At 67.3% G+C, this 15,921-nt stretch carries 14 protein-coding genes; 11 read left to right on the top strand and 3 right to left on the bottom strand.

Going from position 1 to position 15,921, the window contains the following annotated elements; genetic code table 11:
* Positions 1-3: 3 nt before the first annotated feature.
* The 3 genes from ACQY4K_RS16125 to ACQY4K_RS16115 all read left to right on the top strand — a co-directional run bounded on the left by ACQY4K_RS16125 (position 4) and on the right by ACQY4K_RS16115 (position 3,678).
* Entirely contained in the window at positions 4-981 is a 978-nt protein-coding gene (locus ACQY4K_RS16125; protein WP_428391208.1) for an FAD binding domain-containing protein, read from the top strand.
* Entirely contained in the window at positions 978-3,107 is a 2,130-nt protein-coding gene (locus ACQY4K_RS16120) for a xanthine dehydrogenase family protein molybdopterin-binding subunit (protein ID WP_428391207.1), read from the top strand. Before ACQY4K_RS16125 ends, ACQY4K_RS16120 begins: the two co-directional genes overlap by 4 nt.
* Before the next feature lie 85 nt (positions 3,108-3,192).
* Positions 3,193-3,678, top strand: coding sequence for a pyridoxamine 5'-phosphate oxidase family protein (locus ACQY4K_RS16115; protein ID WP_428391206.1), 486 nt, complete (start codon positions 3,193-3,195; stop codon positions 3,676-3,678).
* Between the two features lie 3 nt (positions 3,679-3,681).
* On the opposite strand, the gene ACQY4K_RS16110 is transcribed toward ACQY4K_RS16115, so the two are convergent.
* Both ACQY4K_RS16110 and ACQY4K_RS16105 read right to left on the bottom strand, forming a co-directional pair.
* A complete protein-coding gene (locus ACQY4K_RS16110) occupies positions 3,682-4,626 on the bottom strand; it encodes a nucleoside hydrolase (RefSeq protein ID WP_428391205.1) in 945 nt (314 codons plus the stop codon).
* Complete coding sequence (locus ACQY4K_RS16105) at positions 4,623-5,858, bottom strand: type IV pili methyl-accepting chemotaxis transducer N-terminal domain-containing protein (protein ID WP_428391204.1); 1,236 nt, start codon at positions 5,856-5,858, stop codon at positions 4,623-4,625. The genes ACQY4K_RS16110 and ACQY4K_RS16105 overlap by 4 nt, the downstream gene beginning before the upstream one ends.
* 228 nt (positions 5,859-6,086) lie before the next feature.
* Between ACQY4K_RS16105 and ACQY4K_RS16100 the strand changes: the two genes are divergently transcribed.
* Genes ACQY4K_RS16100 through ACQY4K_RS16080 form a run of 5 tightly spaced genes read left to right on the top strand, consistent with a single transcriptional unit; the run spans position 6,087 to position 12,622 of the window.
* On the top strand, positions 6,087-7,430 hold the full coding sequence (locus ACQY4K_RS16100) for an MFS transporter (protein ID WP_428391202.1): 1,344 nt from the start codon (positions 6,087-6,089) through the stop codon (positions 7,428-7,430).
* The gene (locus ACQY4K_RS16095) at positions 7,427-9,523 is read left to right on the top strand and encodes a molybdopterin oxidoreductase family protein (RefSeq protein ID WP_428391201.1); all 2,097 of its coding nucleotides are present in this window, start codon (positions 7,427-7,429) and stop codon (positions 9,521-9,523) included. The genes ACQY4K_RS16100 and ACQY4K_RS16095 overlap by 4 nt, the downstream gene beginning before the upstream one ends.
* Complete coding sequence (locus tag ACQY4K_RS16090) at positions 9,520-9,870, top strand: hypothetical protein (protein WP_428391200.1); 351 nt, start codon at positions 9,520-9,522, stop codon at positions 9,868-9,870. Before ACQY4K_RS16095 ends, ACQY4K_RS16090 begins: the two co-directional genes overlap by 4 nt.
* A gap of 14 nt (positions 9,871-9,884) precedes the next feature.
* Positions 9,885-12,326, top strand: a complete 2,442-nt coding sequence (gene nirB, locus ACQY4K_RS16085) for a nitrite reductase large subunit NirB (protein ID WP_428391199.1) — start codon at positions 9,885-9,887, stop codon at positions 12,324-12,326.
* A complete protein-coding gene (locus tag ACQY4K_RS16080) occupies positions 12,326-12,622 on the top strand; it encodes a Rieske (2Fe-2S) protein (RefSeq protein ID WP_428391198.1) in 297 nt (98 codons plus the stop codon). The genes nirB and ACQY4K_RS16080 overlap by 1 nt, the downstream gene beginning before the upstream one ends.
* Before the next feature lie 25 nt (positions 12,623-12,647).
* Here the strand turns inward: ACQY4K_RS16080 and ACQY4K_RS16075 are convergent, their stop codons facing one another.
* Entirely contained in the window at positions 12,648-12,869 is a 222-nt protein-coding gene (locus tag ACQY4K_RS16075; protein ID WP_428391197.1) for a hypothetical protein, read from the bottom strand.
* 70 nt (positions 12,870-12,939) lie between these two features.
* Between ACQY4K_RS16075 and ACQY4K_RS16070 the strand changes: the two genes are divergently transcribed.
* From ACQY4K_RS16070 to leuD, 3 genes are read left to right on the top strand one after another with little or no spacing between them, the layout of a single operon-like run.
* On the top strand, positions 12,940-13,815 hold the full coding sequence (locus tag ACQY4K_RS16070) for an isocitrate lyase/PEP mutase family protein (protein ID WP_428391196.1): 876 nt from the start codon (positions 12,940-12,942) through the stop codon (positions 13,813-13,815).
* Between the two features lie 14 nt (positions 13,816-13,829).
* Positions 13,830-15,227, top strand: coding sequence for a 3-isopropylmalate dehydratase large subunit (gene leuC / locus ACQY4K_RS16065; RefSeq protein WP_428391195.1), 1,398 nt, complete (start codon positions 13,830-13,832; stop codon positions 15,225-15,227).
* A gap of 4 nt (positions 15,228-15,231) precedes the next feature.
* On the top strand, positions 15,232-15,855 hold the full coding sequence (gene leuD / locus ACQY4K_RS16060) for a 3-isopropylmalate dehydratase small subunit (RefSeq protein ID WP_428391194.1): 624 nt from the start codon (positions 15,232-15,234) through the stop codon (positions 15,853-15,855).
* The last annotated feature ends 66 nt before the right edge of the window (positions 15,856-15,921 follow it).

Below are 15,921 nucleotides of genomic sequence, written 5' to 3'. Positions count from 1 at the left end.
GCGGTGCGCGCTTTCAGCCTGTCCAAACCGGGCGACCTCGCTGCCGCCAGCGCCCAGGCGGCGCGGCCGGAGACGGCGATCATCGCCGGCGGCACCGATCTGGTGCAGTTGATGCGGCTCGATGTCGAGAAGCCCGCCCGGCTCGTCGACATTGCCGGTCTCGACGACCTTGCCCAAATCCGCGCGACCTCGCACGGCATCCGCCTCGGCGCGCTTGCGACAATGGCGCAGGTCGCGGCCAACCCCGATATCGTGCGGCGCTGGCCGGCGGTCAGCGAGGCGCTGCTCTCCGCCGCCTCGCCGCAAATCCGCAACATGGGCACGGTCGGCGGCAACCTGCTGCAGCGCACCCGCTGCCTGTATTTCCGCAGCAATACAGGTCCGTGCAACAAACGCGATCCCGGCTCCGGCTGTCCCGCGATCGCCGGCGAGAACCGCGACCTTGCGATCCTCGGCGGCAGTGCGCACTGCATCGCCACGATGCCGTCGGATCTGCCGGTGGCCCTCGCCGCCTTTGACGCGCAGGTTGAATTGCGCGGCCTTGACGGCGCGGCTCGAAGCCTGCCCATCGCCGCGCTCTACCGTGAACCAGGCACCACGCCGCATCTCGATACCAACCTGCGACCAGGCGAGATCATCACCGCCGTGACCCTCGATGCGAGCCCGGCCGCGGCGCGGTCCACCTACGTCAAGATCCGCGACCGGCAGAGCTTCCAGTTCGCCGTGGTCTCCGTCGCGGTCGGTCTTGATGTGCAAGGCGGGATCATCCGCGATGCCAGGGTCGCATTCGGCGGCGTCGGCACCGTGCCTTGGCGCGCGCTGGCCGTGGAAGCCGCCCTTCGCGACAAGGCGCCGAACGCGGCGCTGTTCCGCGACGCCGCGTCAAAGGCAGCACAAGGTGCCGCACCCGCCAGCCAGAACGGCTTCAAGGCGGCGCTGATGCCCAGGGTGCTCGCGCGCACCCTATCGGGGTTGGCATGAACGAGATCCTGATCGGCCGCGCGGTGTCCCGGATCGACGGGCCCGCGAAGGCGACCGGCAGCGCCCGCTATGCCGCCGAGTTCACCCTCCCGGGCATGGTCCACGCAGTGCTGGTGCAGGCGCCGTTCGCGGCCGGCCGGGTGGACCGCCTGGACATCGACGCGGCGCGGTCGATGCCTGGTGTGCTCGCGGTCCTACGGCATGACCAGCGGGTGCGTTATTTCGGCCAGACCGTCGCCGTGGTGGTCGCGGATTCGCACGAGCGCGCAACGGCCGCCGCGTTCGCGGTGCGCGTGCAGGGCGACGCCGCGGCCCCTGTCGCCGACATGCATCACGCACTGGCCGCCGCCACCACGCCCGACGAAATGCGCGGTGGCGCCGACACGTCGCGCGGCGACCTCGCTGCCGGCCTCGCCGACGCGCATGCGCGCATCCACGCCACCTACGACACGCCGATGGAATTCCACAACCCGATGGAGCCGCACGCCACGCTCGCCGCGTGGGATGCCGGGCGGCTGACGGTCTGGACATCGACCCAGGGCATCTTCAACGCCCAGGCGACGCTGGCCGCCGCTTTTGACCTGGCACCCGAGACTGTGCGGGTCATCTGCCCGTTTGTCGGCGGCGGCTTCGGCTCCAAGGGCCGCTGTTGGCCACCGGTGATACTGGCCGCGCACGCGGCGCGCGAAGTCGGCCGCCCGGTGCGGCTGGTGCTGACCCGCGCGCAGATGTACATGAACAACGGCCATCGACCGCAAACGATCCAGAATCTCTCTTTGGGATGTGCCGGCGACGGACGCCTGACGGCGCTGCGTCATGACGGCTTCAGCCAGATGTCCGACCCCAGCCTGGGCCAGTTCACCGAGGGTTTCGCCATCGCCACCCGGACGCTGTATTCCTGCCCTGCCGTCGTCACCGGGCACAAAACCGTGCCGACCAGCTTCAGCCTGCCCACCTATATGCGTGCACCCGGCGAAGCGTCGGGGATGTTCGCACTCGAATCCGCAATCGACGAGATGGCGGCGGCGAGCAGGCTCGACCCCATCGCCTTCCGGATCGCCAACTATGCCGATCACGACGAGAATGATAACAAGCCGTTCGCGAGCAAGGCGCTGTTGCAGTGCTACCGGGAGGGCGCTGCCCGTTTTGGCTGGGCGCGTCGCAGGGCGGCGCCACGGGCGTTGCGCGACGGACATGTGCTGATCGGCATGGGGATGGCCAGCGCCACCTATCCGACCCAGCGGCAGCCGTCGCATGCGCGGGTCGCCCTGTTCGCGGATGGCGGGGTGCTGGTGCAGTGCGGCACCCAGGATCTCGGCACCGGCACCTATACCATCATGATGCAGATGGCCGCCCAGACTTTGGGCGCGCCGGCGGACAAGGTCCGGGTCGAGCTCGGCGATAGCATTTTGCCGCGCTCCGGCGTCTCGGGCGGCTCGACGACGGCGGCGAGCGTCATGCCCGCAGTGTTGCAGGCGGCCCAGGCGGTACGAACGCGCGCCTTCGGCCTGGCGCTGGCCCATCAGGGTGCGACCTGGCAGGGGGTGCAACCCGAGACGATGACGCTGCGCGACGGCATCATCGCCTCGCCGCGCGGCACGATCAGCCTTGTCGAAGTGATGCGCTCAAGTCGACATGCTCGTATTGAAGTCGATACGGCCGCGGCACTTGCTCCGGATGCCGCGAAATTCTCCCGCCACGCCTTTGGCGCGCAGTTCGCCGAAGTGCGCATAGACGAGGATTTCGGCACCATACGGGTCAGCCGTTACACCGGTGTTTTCGGCGTGGGCCAACTGCTCAACGCCAAGACCGGACGCAGCCAGTTGATCGGCGGCATCGTCTACGGGTTCGGGATGGCGCTGCTCGAAGCGGCCAGGCCCGATCCGCATACCGCGCAAATCATGAACGCCAATCTGTCCGAGTATCTGGTGCCGGTGAACGCCGACGTGCCCGAGATCGATGTGCAGACCATCGACGATCCGGACATGGCGACCGGGCCGCTCGGCTTGAAGGGGATCGGCGAACTGCCGATCGTGGGCGTCGCCGGCGCCATCGCCAATGCCGTCTTCAATGCCACCGGCAAGCGGGTGCGCAGCCTGCCGATCCGCATCGAGGACGTGCTCTAGAGTTCTTTGTTTTCACGAGCACTACATCGGACCAAGCGATCCCGCTTGGTCCGAAAGTGCTCTTAACCCGAAACAGGAGATCACCATGCAAGACGACCAGGCCCGGAAAATCTGGGAGATGATCAGCTCGACGAAGTTTGCGATGCTGACCACGGACGATGACGGCGCCCTGCGTAGCCGGCCGATGGCCGCGAGTCAGGACGGCTTCGACGGCACCTTGTGGTTCTTCACCCGCGCCAGCGCGCACAAGGTAGCGGAAGTCAGTTCCGAACAGCAGGTCAATGTCAGCTACGCCGATCCGGACAAGCAGAACTATGTTTCGATGTCAGGCGCTGCCACCCTGGTGCGCGACCAGGCCAGCATCGATGCGCACTGGAGCGAAATCCTGCGCACCTGGTTTCCGAAAGGCAAGCAGGACCCGGACGTCGCATTGCTGCGGATCGACGTCAGCCAGGCGGAATATTGGGACGCGCCGAATTCGAAGATGGTGCACGCCTATGGCTACGTCAAAGCCCGCTTGACGGGAGAGGCGCCGCATCCCGGCGGCAATGAGAAGATCAAGGTGGATTGATATTTATTTCGGCCGTGGCGCCAGTCGTTGTGCGAGCAGGCCCAGCACGATCGCACGGTCGACGTGCAGGCACACGGACGCATTTGGCGGGCCGGCGACCGGCTGCGTCCGGCCCTGCGCGGAGACCGCGATATCCATCGGCACCGGGGCGCAGGTTGCAGGCCGAAGCAATCGCGCCGCCGGCACCACGTCGAACACTATTGGTGTCCTGCCCCAGGGATTGCGCTTCGCCCATTCCTCGTAGAGGGAAGCGAGCACCGGGGCGAGAGGCGTCGGCGCCGTGAAGATCCGACGGCGCGCGCGTGCGTCGAGCGCGATTTCGGTGGCATCGAGCGGCATCATCTCGACCGGCACACCGGCGGCGAGCAAGGCGCGCAGGCCGGCCGGGTCGCAACGCACGTTATATTCGATGCTCGGCGTGGGGGATGTCTCCCCGGCGCGGGCTCCGTAGCCGCGCGCGATCGAGCCGCCCATCATCACCACGCGCGCAAGCCTGCGGAATGCAACCGGATCGCGCGCGATCATTGCGGAAACCGTGGTGAGCGGCGCCAGCGCGATCAGCGTATAGCGGCCGGGTGGAGAGGCCCGCAGCAGTGACAGCGCCTTACCCACCGCGTCCGGGAAGGTTTGCGGCGGCGTCACCGCGGCCCATGATCGTTGCGTAAAGCGTGCTTCGGGCCGCGTCGATGGGCCTGCCGCCACGGCGATGTCGCGGCGGCCGGCGGCGGCGAGAAAGCGCTCCACCAGGCGCGCGCGCAGGCGGGTGTCACCCAGGCTGGTGGTAATCAGATCGACCCGCACCTCCGGCGATCGGAGCAGCAAGGCGAGCGCGAACGCATCGTCGATGTCGTCGCCGATATCGGTGTCAACGATCACGTCGCGTGGTGGCGGAGCCGCGGCGACGGCCAGCAGGCACATCGCCAGGGCTGCGTAAAGCAACGGCCTCACACGCCGACTAGGGTCTGCATGACGCGTTCGAACTCCTGCGTGAGCTCATCAAAATGCGCGAGCAGGTCCTCGCTCAGCAGGGCGATCCGCTCGCGTCCGCTGTCGGTCGCGGGGTCGCGCAGGGCGATCTCGAACGCCGCCCAGACCTGCATCGCCTGCTCGAACGAGGACCTGATCCGCTCATTGCCGACGGGCAGCGCGCCGAGATAGGCCAGACCCTGGCTGAACTCCGCCTTTGCCGGGCTCGCATCGGTTTGGCCGGTTAGCCCGCCGATCAGCGCCTCCTTCGCCATACGCTGCGAGAGCATACGCTGCCGTCCGGCGATATTGATGACGCGCAGCCCGGTCGCATAGGCGGCGACCTCCAGGTTGGTGGTCAGTGTTTCGGCGCGCCGCAGGAGTTGCTCGGCGAGCCGGTCGATCTCGGCAAGGCGTGCCACGTCCGGGCGGCCGGTCAGCAGCCGCTTCAGCGGTCCCCAGGCGGCAACAACGGACTCGAGCAGATCCCCGAGCGTCGCCTTTGGCAGGCTTCGCTCCAGCACCGCCATCGTCGTGTCGACCTGCGCGATCGTTTGGCCGAGCAGCGCGGGTGGCGGCAGCCGGGGCGCGCAGCCGAGTGCATAGAGCTTGACCAACCGCTGCGACAGCATGCGCAGACGACCCGCGCGGTTCATCAGCTCCGCATAGGATGCGGAGTCTATGACAGTCTGCGAGACCTGGCCGATCCGCTGCTTGGACGCCATCGCGGCATTGCGCAGGGCACGGAAGGCCTCCTCCTCGCGCAACTGCCTCGCGCCCATCAGGATGCCCTTGGCGCGATCGACCAGCTTGCGCTCGGCGAAACGTGCGTTCACGTCGGCGAGCTGGGCGCGCAGCGTCTGCTCGCTGGCGAAGCGCGCCTGGGCAAGCTGCAGCACCGGCCGCAGCCGGTTCGCATCGTAGCCATTGACGACATAGGCATGGACCCCGGCCTCGACGGCGCGGCTGATCTTTCCGGCGTCGACATCGCTGGTGAACACCACGACCGGGCGCGGCGCCATGCGCGCAAGGGCGGCGAGCGACCCAAAGAAGGCATCGTCCGGAAACAGCTCGAAGCAGGCAATCATATCTGCCTGCAGCTTGATCACGTCCTGCACAGTGTTTAGGCGGCCGGATGCCTCGATGACCGTAAAGCCGGCACGATCGAGGTCGCGCGCGAGCGGCGGTGCCGTGGCTCCATGGCTCGTCGACACCAGAACTGATGGCATATTGGTGGGCATATCCAGGCGCTGTGTGATGTCACCATGCAGGTTTTGCACCAGCACGCACGCGGTTGGCGCGAAACGTGCATGGCGGGAGGTGAGCACAACGACGTGTCTCGACCGCCGCGCACGCACTGCGGGTCCTGTCCACATTGCCGTGGGTAGCCTGTGCCACTCGGTCCCGGGTCGTCCGGAACCCGATTTGCAGAGGTCGCCATCATGTCCCGGAAAGCCTCCAGGATCACCCTGTTCAGCCTGGCCACGCCGCAGATGCGCGCGTTCCATCTGAGCTGGCTCGCCTTCTTCGTCTGCTTCTTCGCCTGGTTTGCGGTCGCACCGCTGATGCCGGTGATCAAGGGCGAGCTGCATCTGAACGCCGCCCAGATCGCCAACATAAACATCGCCGCGGTCGGCATTACCATCCTGGTGCGGCTTGCCATCGGACCGATCTGCCAGCGCTACGGGCCGCGCATAACCTACACCGCGCTGCTCACCCTTGGCGCGATCCCGGTGATTGGGATCGCGTTTGCGCACTCCTACCAGAGCTTCCTGATCTTCCGCCTGGCGACGGGGGCAATCGGCGCCAGCTTCGTCATCACCCAGTACCACACCTCGGTGATGTTCGCGCCGAACGTGGTCGGCACCGCCAACGCGACCGTTGGCGGTTGGGGCAATGCCGGCGGTGGCGCGGCGCAAGGGATCATGCCGTTGATCCTGGCAGCACTCGTCAGCCTGGGCGTGCAGCATGCGCTGGGCTGGCGGATGGCGATGGCGGTGCCTGGCGCACTGATGCTGGTGGTGGCGGTGCTGTATTGGCGCTACGCCCAGGACACGCCCGAAGGCAACGTGCCCGAGCTGCGCCGCAGGGGCATCAGTGTCGAGACCGGCAAGCAGGGCGGCCGGGCGGTGTTCATCCGCGCGAGTGCAAACTACCGGGTTTGGATGCTGGCAATCGCCTATGGCGCCTGCTTCGGCATCGAACTGTTCATCCACGGGGTTGCGGCGAGCTACTACGTCCAGCGCTTCGGTCTCTCTCTGACGGATGCCGGCCTCGCCGCCGGCAGCTTCGGGTTGCTGGCGCTGTTCGCGCGCGCCCTCGGCGGGATCGCGTCGGACCGAGTCGCGCGGGTCTTCGGTCTGGACGGCCGCAGCCTGCTGCTGTTCGGCCTGATGCTGGGCGAAGGTGCGGGACTGCTGGCCTTCTCCAGCATGCACGCGGTCGGGGCCGCGATCGCGGCGATGCTGGCCTTCGGTCTGTTCACCCACATGGCCTGCGGGGCGATCTACGCACTCGCCCCCTTCATCGACCGCAAGGCTTTGGGTGGTGTCGCGGGCATCATCGGCGCCGGCGGCAATGCCGGGGGCGTCGGCGCCGGCTTTCTGCTCAAGGCCACCGGCAACCTGCCGACCGCTTTGTTCGATCTCGGGCTGATCGTGCTGGCCTGCTCGCTCTGCGCGCTGTGCGTACGCTTCAGCCTCGCGCACAAGCGGACCGAGGCCGCGCTCTACGACCAAGCCATCGCCGAACGCCGGCAGCCTGTCCCTGTCGGGATTGCCGCGTGATCCTGCCGCGCACCGACACGCATTGCCCGTACTGCGCCCTGCAATGCGGCATGACCCTAGAGCGCGCGGCATCAGGCGCCTGGTCGGTCCAGGCACGCGACTTCCCGACCAACAAGGGTGGCCTATGCCGCAAGGGCTGGACGGCAGCGCACCTGCTCACCCATCCCGACCGCCTGACCACACCGCTCGCGCGTGCCCGCAAGGATGCGCCGCTGCGGCCGGTCTCGTGGGACACGGCAATCGAGTGCATTGCCGAGCGCATCTCGTCCATCCAGGCCCAGCACGGCAAAAACGCCATCGCCGTGTTCGGCGGCGGCGGTCTGACCAACGAGAAGGCCTACCTGCTCGGCAAGTTCGCCCGTGTCGTGCTCGGCACCGCCAACATCGATTATAACGGCCGCTTCTGCATGAGTGCGGCGGCGGTGGCGGGCGTGCGCGCCTTCGGCATCGATCGCGGCCTGCCCTTCCCGCTCGAAGATCTTCCCGGCGCCGAGGCCATCCTGATCACCGGCGGCAATCCGGCCGAGACGATGCCGCCGCTCATGCAGTATTTCGACGCGCAGCGCGCCCGTGGCGGCAAGCTGATCGTCAGCGACCCGCGTCGCACCGCGACCGCGAGATTCGCCGACCTGCATCTGCAATTGACCCCGGGCACCGACGCGACACTCGCCCGCGGCCTGCTGCACGTGGCCATACGCGACCGGCTGATCGACCATGCCTTCATCGCGCAACGCACCACCGGCTGGGAGGCGGTCCGGCGCGGTGCCGCCGCCTACTGGCCCGACCGTGTCGAGCGCGAGACCGGCGTTCCGGCGTCGCAAATCGTGCAGGCGGCGCACATGCTGGGCGAGGCGGCGACCGCGATCATCCTCTCCGGACGCGGCACCGAGCAGCAGAGCCAGGGCGTGCAGAACGCGCTCGCCTTCATCAATCTCGCCCTCGCCCTCGGCCACGCCGGCCGCAAGCATTGCGGCTGGGGCTGCCTGACCGGACAGGGCAACGGCCAGGGCGGCCGCGAGCACGGGCTGAAGAGCGACCAGCTTCCGGGCTACCGCCGGCTCGACAATACGCAACACCGCGCGGAAATCGCCCGCATCTGGGACATCGACCCCGACACGCTGCCGCCGCCTGGGCTGCACGCCACCGCGATGATCGAAGCGCTGGCCGAACCGGGCGGCATCCAGGCGCTGTTGCTGATGGGTTCCAACCTGCTGGTCAGCGCCCCGGCGTCCAGGGGCCTCGCCGAACGCCTGGACCGGCTCGCGCTGTTCGTCGCCTGCGATCATTTCCTCAGCGAAAGCTCCAAACGCGCCGACATCGTGCTGCCGGTCACGCAATGGGCCGAGGAGAGCGGCACCATGACGAACCTGGAAGGCCGGGTGATCCGGCGCGTCCAAGCCGCAATCCCGCCCGAGGGCGTGCGCAGCGACATCGACATCCTCGCCGGTCTCGCCAAGCGGCTCGGCGGCGCCCGCCACATCCCGGCAAACCCCGAGGCCGCCTACGACGAACTGCGTCGCGCCAGCGCCGGCGGCATCGCCGACTATGGCGGCATCACCCTGGAGCGCATCGCAGCCGAGGACGGCGTGTTCTGGCCCTCGCGCGACGCGGACGCGCCGGACGCACGTCGCATGTTCCTCAGCCGCTTTGGCCATGACGACGGACGCGCCCGCTTCTGCGCGGCCAAAGCAGGCGCCGCGTCGGAGATGACCGACAGGCAATTCCCCCTCTATCTCTCAACCGGGCGCGTCCTCGCGCAGTATCAGACCGGCGCGCAGACCCGGCACGTCCCCGAACTCGCGCACGCCGAGCCTAGCGTCTTCGTCGAAATCCATCCCGACACCGCCTCGCTCAGCGGCATTATCGAGGGTGCAAGCGCGCTTCTCACCACCGAGCGCGGCAGCGGCGTCTTTCGCGCACGTCTGACCCGCGACATCCGACGCGACACGCTGTTCGTGCCGTTCCACTGGGGCGGCGAGGCCAGCGTCAATCGGCTGACCAGCGACGCGATCGACCCGATCTCCAAGATTCCTCAATACAAGCTCTGCGCCGTACGGCTTGAAGCGGCTCCCTTGCAAAGGACCACAGCATGATCGAATCCATCCCACGCACGATTATGGGAATTTTCAACTTCTCCGGCGCCGGCTTCGACACACCGATCACCCTCGAAGGGCTGGCACCATACCGCGTGCCCGGCGACAAGCGCGCGCAACTGATTTATCTGCGCGCCGGCAATGCGTCGGGCGAGCTGATCGTGCTGGTGCTGATGCGCAACGGCACGCCGATGCGGCTGTTTCCGGTCGGCGCCAAATCCGATGCGCACGTCTCGCTCGCCGTCGTCGAGGATTTGTTCGCGGACACCGAGCTCGCGGTGCGGATCGCAGCACCCGCCGGCCTGTCAAGCGTCGTCGTGCTCGACATGGGCCTGATGGAAATCTGATGGAGATGATCGCCATGAAGCAGAAGCTCGTCGTCATCGGCAACGGCATGGCCGGCGCACGCGCCGTCGAGGAGGTCCTGGCGCGCGGCGGTGCCGCCATGTTCGACATCACCATGTTCGGCGCCGAACCCTACGGCAACTACAACCGCATCATGCTGTCCGACGTGTTGGCCGGCCTCCAGGACAGCAGCGAGATCACCATCAATCCGCTGGACTGGTACGAAGAGAACGCCATTACCCTGCATCATGGTGCCGCAGTCCGCGAGATCGATCGCGCCGCCCGCGTCGTGACCTCAGAGACCGGCATCAAGGCGGACTACGACGCACTCCTGATCGCCACCGGCAGCCGCGCCTTTATCCCGCCGATCGCCAACATCCTCGACACAGACGGCGCCTTGCGCGACGGCATACACGCACTGCGCACCATCGACGACTGCGCGCGGATCGCCGAGAGCGCCCGACGCAGCAAAATCGCGGTCGTACTCGGCGGCGGCCTGCTCGGCCTGGAGGCGGCGCGCGGCCTGCTTAATCACGGCTGTGCCGTGCATGTCGTGCATCTGCCGGGACATCTGATGAATGCGCAGCTCGACCAGCCCGCGAGTGCGATGCTGCGCAAGTCGATGGAGGCGATGGGAGTCGTCGTGCATTGCGGCCGCAGCACCGAAGCCGTGCTCGGCGACGATCGTATGCGCGGTGTGCGCTTCAAGGATGGCGGCACCCTGGAAGCCGACATGCTGCTGATCTCAGCCGGCATCCGGCCGAACGCGGAACTGGCCCAGCGCGCCGGCCTCACGGTCGAGCGGGCGATCGTCGTCGACAACCACATGCGCAGCCTCGACGACCGGCGCATCTTCGTCGTCGGAGAATGCGCGCAACATCGCGGCCAGGTCTATGGCCTGGTTGCTCCGATCTGGGACCAGACAAGGGTGTTCGCCGACCAGCTCACCGGCAACAATCTTGACGCCGCCTATCACGGCTCCAAGCTCGCCACCAAACTCAAGGTCGCCGGCATCGAACTCGCCTCGATGGGCATCACCGAAGCGACCGAGCCGCATGACGAGGTCATCCAGTTCACCGAACCCTCTCGCGGCACCTACAAGAAACTCATCGTGCGCGACGGCAGGCTGGTCGGCGGCATCCTGATGGGCGACATCTCCAAGGCCGCCTACCTGATGCAGGCCTTCGACCGCGACAGCCGGCTGCCCGACGAGCGTCTCGGCCTGCTGTTCGATCTCGGCGCGCCCGCGCAGAAAATCACCCTCGACGAAATGCCGGCAGACCAGCAGATCTGCAATTGCAACGGCGTCAGCAAGGCCGCGATCGGCGCCTGCATGAAGTCGGGCGCGAAAACCGTCAAGGCGGTGATGACCGCAACCCGCGCGGGCATGGGCTGCGGCTCGTGCAAGTCCCTCGTCGGCGAGGTGGTGGAATGGTTCGCCGGCGGCGCGGTCGAGGAGGACCCGTCCATCCACTACTACGTGCCGACGATCCCGCTCACCAAGCCGCAGCTCGTCGATGCCATACGCGCGCAAAATCTGCGCTCGGTCTCCTCGGTGTTTCGCGCACTCGCCGCAGGCATCGAGGACGCCGCAAGCAAGCCCGCCTTGGCCTCGCTGCTGATCATAATCTGGGCCGGCGAATACGAGGACGAGCGCGATGCCCGCTTCATCAACGACCGTGTGCACGCCAACATCCAGAATGACGGCACCTTCTCGGTCATTCCCGAAATGCCCGGCGGCGTGACCACACCAGAAGACCTGATCCGCATCGGCGAAGTCGCGCGCAAATACGATGTCCGCCTGGTCAAGCTCACCGGCGGCCAGCGCATCGACCTCGTCGGCGTCAGCAAGGCCGACCTGCCGAAGATCTGGGCCGATCTCGGCATGCCGTCCGGTCACGCCTACGGCAAGAGCTACCGCACCTGCAAGAGCTGCATCGGCACCGACTATTGCCGCTTCGGCCTCGGCGACAGCATGGGCCTCGCCACCAGGATCGAGAAGACATTCCGCGGCATCGACAGCCCGGCCAAGCTCAAGCTCGCCACCGCCGGCTGCCCGCGCAACTGTTCCGAGGCGATGGTCAAGGACCTCGGTGCCGTCGCCGTCGGCCACGACCGCTGGGAGATCTATGTCGGCGGCGCCGCCGGAGCCCACGTCCGCAAAGGCGACGTGCTCTGCACCGTCGAAGGCGAAGACGCAGTCATGCAGATCAGCGCCCGCTTCATCCAGTATTACCGCGAACACGCAAAATGGAAGGAGCGCACCTACAGCTTCGTCGAACGCATCGGCATCGACCGCCTACGCGCCGTCCTGATCGACGACAGCGACGCCCTCGTCGCCGGCCTGGACACCGCCATGCAGCGCGCCATCGACGCCACCCGCGACCCATGGCAGGAGGCCACCACCCCGCGCACCGCCAACCAGTTCAGCGACGTGCTGCTGCCAGGCGCCAAGTGATGGTCCCGATCGCGAACCTCGCCGAAATCCCGCAAGGCGAGGGCCGCCTGATCGAGGCCGCCGGCACGCACCTCGCGGTGTTCCACACCCGCGACGGCATCTTCGCCACCCAACCCGACTGTCCGCACAAACAAGGCCCCCTCGCCGACGGCCTGACCGGCACCAACACGGTCATGTGCCCCCTGCACGACCGCCTCTTCGACCTGCGCACCGGCGCCGGCCTCAACACCGACTGCGCGATAAAGACCTATGCGTTGACCCTCCAAGAGGACGGCACGATCCTGCTGGCCACATGACCGGCTTCCCGCTTCTGACCATCGGCTACCAGTCCGCCCGGTTCCCCGAGGCGCTCATCAAATGCAGTACCATGGAGGGGATTTTTCGCGCCCACGTGCATGGCGACCGAGCCCGGGCGCCCTGGTCGCCGAGATGATCGTCGAACACACCGGCCAGACCATGCACCATCTGCACGCCGCCATCGACATGCCCGAGCCCGTCGCGCCATAGCACGACGGCTCGGCGGGCGGCCGAGCGACGCACCATCCTGTATGCGTCTGCTCTATATTTTAATAAAGTATGATGCTATAAGGTTTTCCGAACCGAGTGAGGCTCCATGACCAGATCGCTGCAGCTTCGGGACAGTCTTCGGGGAAGTACGATCGTCCTGGCACCCGGTGCCTATGACGGCATTACCGCGCGCCTGATCGAGCAGGCCGGCTTTCCGGCGGTCTACATGACGGGAGCCGGCACGTCGGCCGCGCGCGGCTATCCCGATTACGGCCTGCTGACCCTGACGGAGATGGTCGACAACGCCGCCGTGCTATTGCGTTCGGTCGGTGTCCCGGTGATCGCCGACGCCGATACCGGCTATGGCAATGAGCTGAACGTGACCCGCACCGTGCGCGAGTTCGAGGCGCGCGGCGCTGCCGCCATACACATCGAGGACCAGGTCGCTCCCAAACGCTGCGGCCATCTGGCCGGCAAGGAGGTGACCTCGCGCGAGGAGTTCGTCTCTAAGATCCGTGCCGCGGTCGCCGCCAAGCGCGATCCGGACTTCGTGCTGATCGCCAGGACCGATGCGTGCGCCGTTCTCGGGCTGGATGAGGCCATAGCACGCGCAAACCTCGCCTTGCAGGCGGGCGCGGACATGGCCTTTGTGGAATCTCCTCGCACGCTCGACGAGTTGGCCGCCGTCCCCAAACGGGTTGAGGGGCCCTGCCTGCTCAACGTGGTGCCCGGCGGCCTCACGCCTGCCATCGACATGCGCGACGCCCAGGATATGGGCTTTCGGCTGGCGATCCTGCCCGGCATCTGCCTGCGTGAGGTGATCCCCTCGGTGGACGCGGCACTCCGGGAATTCCGTGTGACTGGCCGTCCCAACGCAGCACCTCCAGGTGCTACGGTGATGGACTCATTTCGACGGTTCGGCGCCGATGAATGGGATGCGCTGCGCCGGCACTACGACACTGGTGCCGCCTCAAATCGATGACGGAGAAGGCGGAGATGCCGTCGACGCTTTTCGACAAAATCTGGGATCGTCACGTTGTCCGGGACCTGGGCGACGGCTGGGCTCTGCTGCATATCGACCGACATTTGTTGCACGATCTGTCGGGGCCGCCGGCGCTGAAGGCGCTGCGCGACCGCGGCATCGCGGTGCGACACCCGGAACTCGTGTTCGCGACCCCGGACCATGCCGTTTCCAGCGCACCGGACCGCACTGGCGACACCTACGCGCCAACCGCCCGCCTATGGCACGGACTTCGGCTGCTGACCCGAGATGCTGGCATCCGCCTGTTCGATCTTGGCGAGGAGGGCCAGGGCATCGTCCATGTCATGGGGCCCGAGCTTGGCCTCGTTCTGCCCGGTGCCACGTTGATCTGTGGCGACAGTCACACCTGCACCAATGGCGCGCTCGGAGCCCTGGCGTTCGGTGTCGGTACCTCCGAGAGCAGCCACGCGCTGGCCACACAGACCCTGCGCGAGCGCAAGCCCAAGCGCATGCGCGTGCGCCTGGACGGCACGCCGGGCGTCGGTGTCACGCCCAAGGACATCATCCTGCACCTGCTCGGGCGGGTCGGCGCGGCCGGGGGCGTGGGGCACGCCATCGAGTATGCCGGCAGTGCCATCGAGGCGATGGGCATCGAGGGACGGCTGACGATCTGCAACCTGTCGATCGAGCTCGGTTGCAAGATCGGCCTGATCGCGCCGGACGAGACGACTTTCGCCTACCTGCGCGGCCGGCCGTTCGCGCCCAAAGGCGAAAATTTCGACCGTGCGGTCGAGGCGTGGCGGGCGCTGAGGACCGACGCGGGCGCAACATTCGACCGCGAAGTCGTCGTCGATGTCGCCGAAATCGCGCCGACGATGACCTGGGGCACCAGTCCGGACCACACCATGGCCGTGGATGGGCTGATCCCCGATCCTGACGCCGAGGCGGACGATGTTGTGCGCGACAACCGTCGCGCGGCCCTCGACTATATGGGACTGCGGCCCGGCAAGCCGCTCGCCGGCACCAAGGTCGACGTGGTGTTCATCGGTTCGTGCAACAATTCGCGCATCACCGACCTGCGCGCCGCGGCCGCCGTCGCGCGTGGCCGGCACGTGGCCGATGGCGTCACCGCCTGGGTCGTGCCGGGTTCTGTCGCGGTCAGACGCGAGGCCGAGGCCGAGGGGCTGGACCGCCTGTTCCTGGACGCCGGCTTCGAGTGGCGGCAGCCGGGTTGCAGCATGTGTGTGGCGGCCAATGGCGAGGTCGTGCCACCCGGCAAGCGCGCGGTCGCGACGTCGAACCGCAACTTCGTCGGCCGCCAGGGCCCCGGCGCCCGAACCCATTTGGCGAGCCCCGCGATGGCGGCGGCGGCTGCGATCGCGGGCGCAATCGTCGATGTGCGGCGGATCTGAGACCATGCAGCCCTTCACCACCGTCCGCGGGCCGGCCGCACCTTTGATGCTCGCCAATATTGACACGGACGTCATCATCCGCATCGAACGGCTGACGACCGGTGATGCCGCCCAGCTTGGCCGCTACGCCTTGGAGGCGCTCCGGTACCTCCCCGACGGGCGTGAAAACCCCGACTGCGTGCTGAACGTCCCGCGCTACCGCGCGGCGCCCATCCTGCTGGCAGGGCCGAATTTCGGCTGCGGCTCCTCGCGCGAGCCGGCTGTCACTGCGCTGCTGGCCATGGGGCTGCGCTGCATCGTTGCCGAAAGCTTCGGCGACATATTCTACGCCAACTGCTTCCAGAACGGGCTGCTGCCGATCAAGCTTGAAGAAGCCGTCATACTGGACCTGGCCAAGCAGGCCGGGACGCACACCCAGGACTTCGTTGTCGACCTGGCGCGACAACTGGTTGTCGCACCGTCCGGCGCCGAGCACGCATTCGCCGTCGATCCGCTGCGCCGCACCGCCTTGCTGGAGGGGCTGGACGACATCGGGCTGACGATGAAAAACACCGCGGAGATCGATGCCTGGCAAGCGACGGACAGGCTTGGGCGGCCCTGGATCTGGGATCTGGGGCAGGGCTTATAGCCAGGCCGTGGGCCCGACCCGCCCGGATGACGATAACGGACGACAATCAGGGCGGGATCACCGCTG

Origin of the sequence: Lichenicoccus sp., assembly GCF_965276875.1 — a bacterium.
Lineage (GTDB): Bacteria > Pseudomonadota > Alphaproteobacteria > Acetobacterales > Acetobacteraceae > Lichenicoccus.
This window is presented reverse-complemented; position numbering and strand designations above follow the sequence as displayed.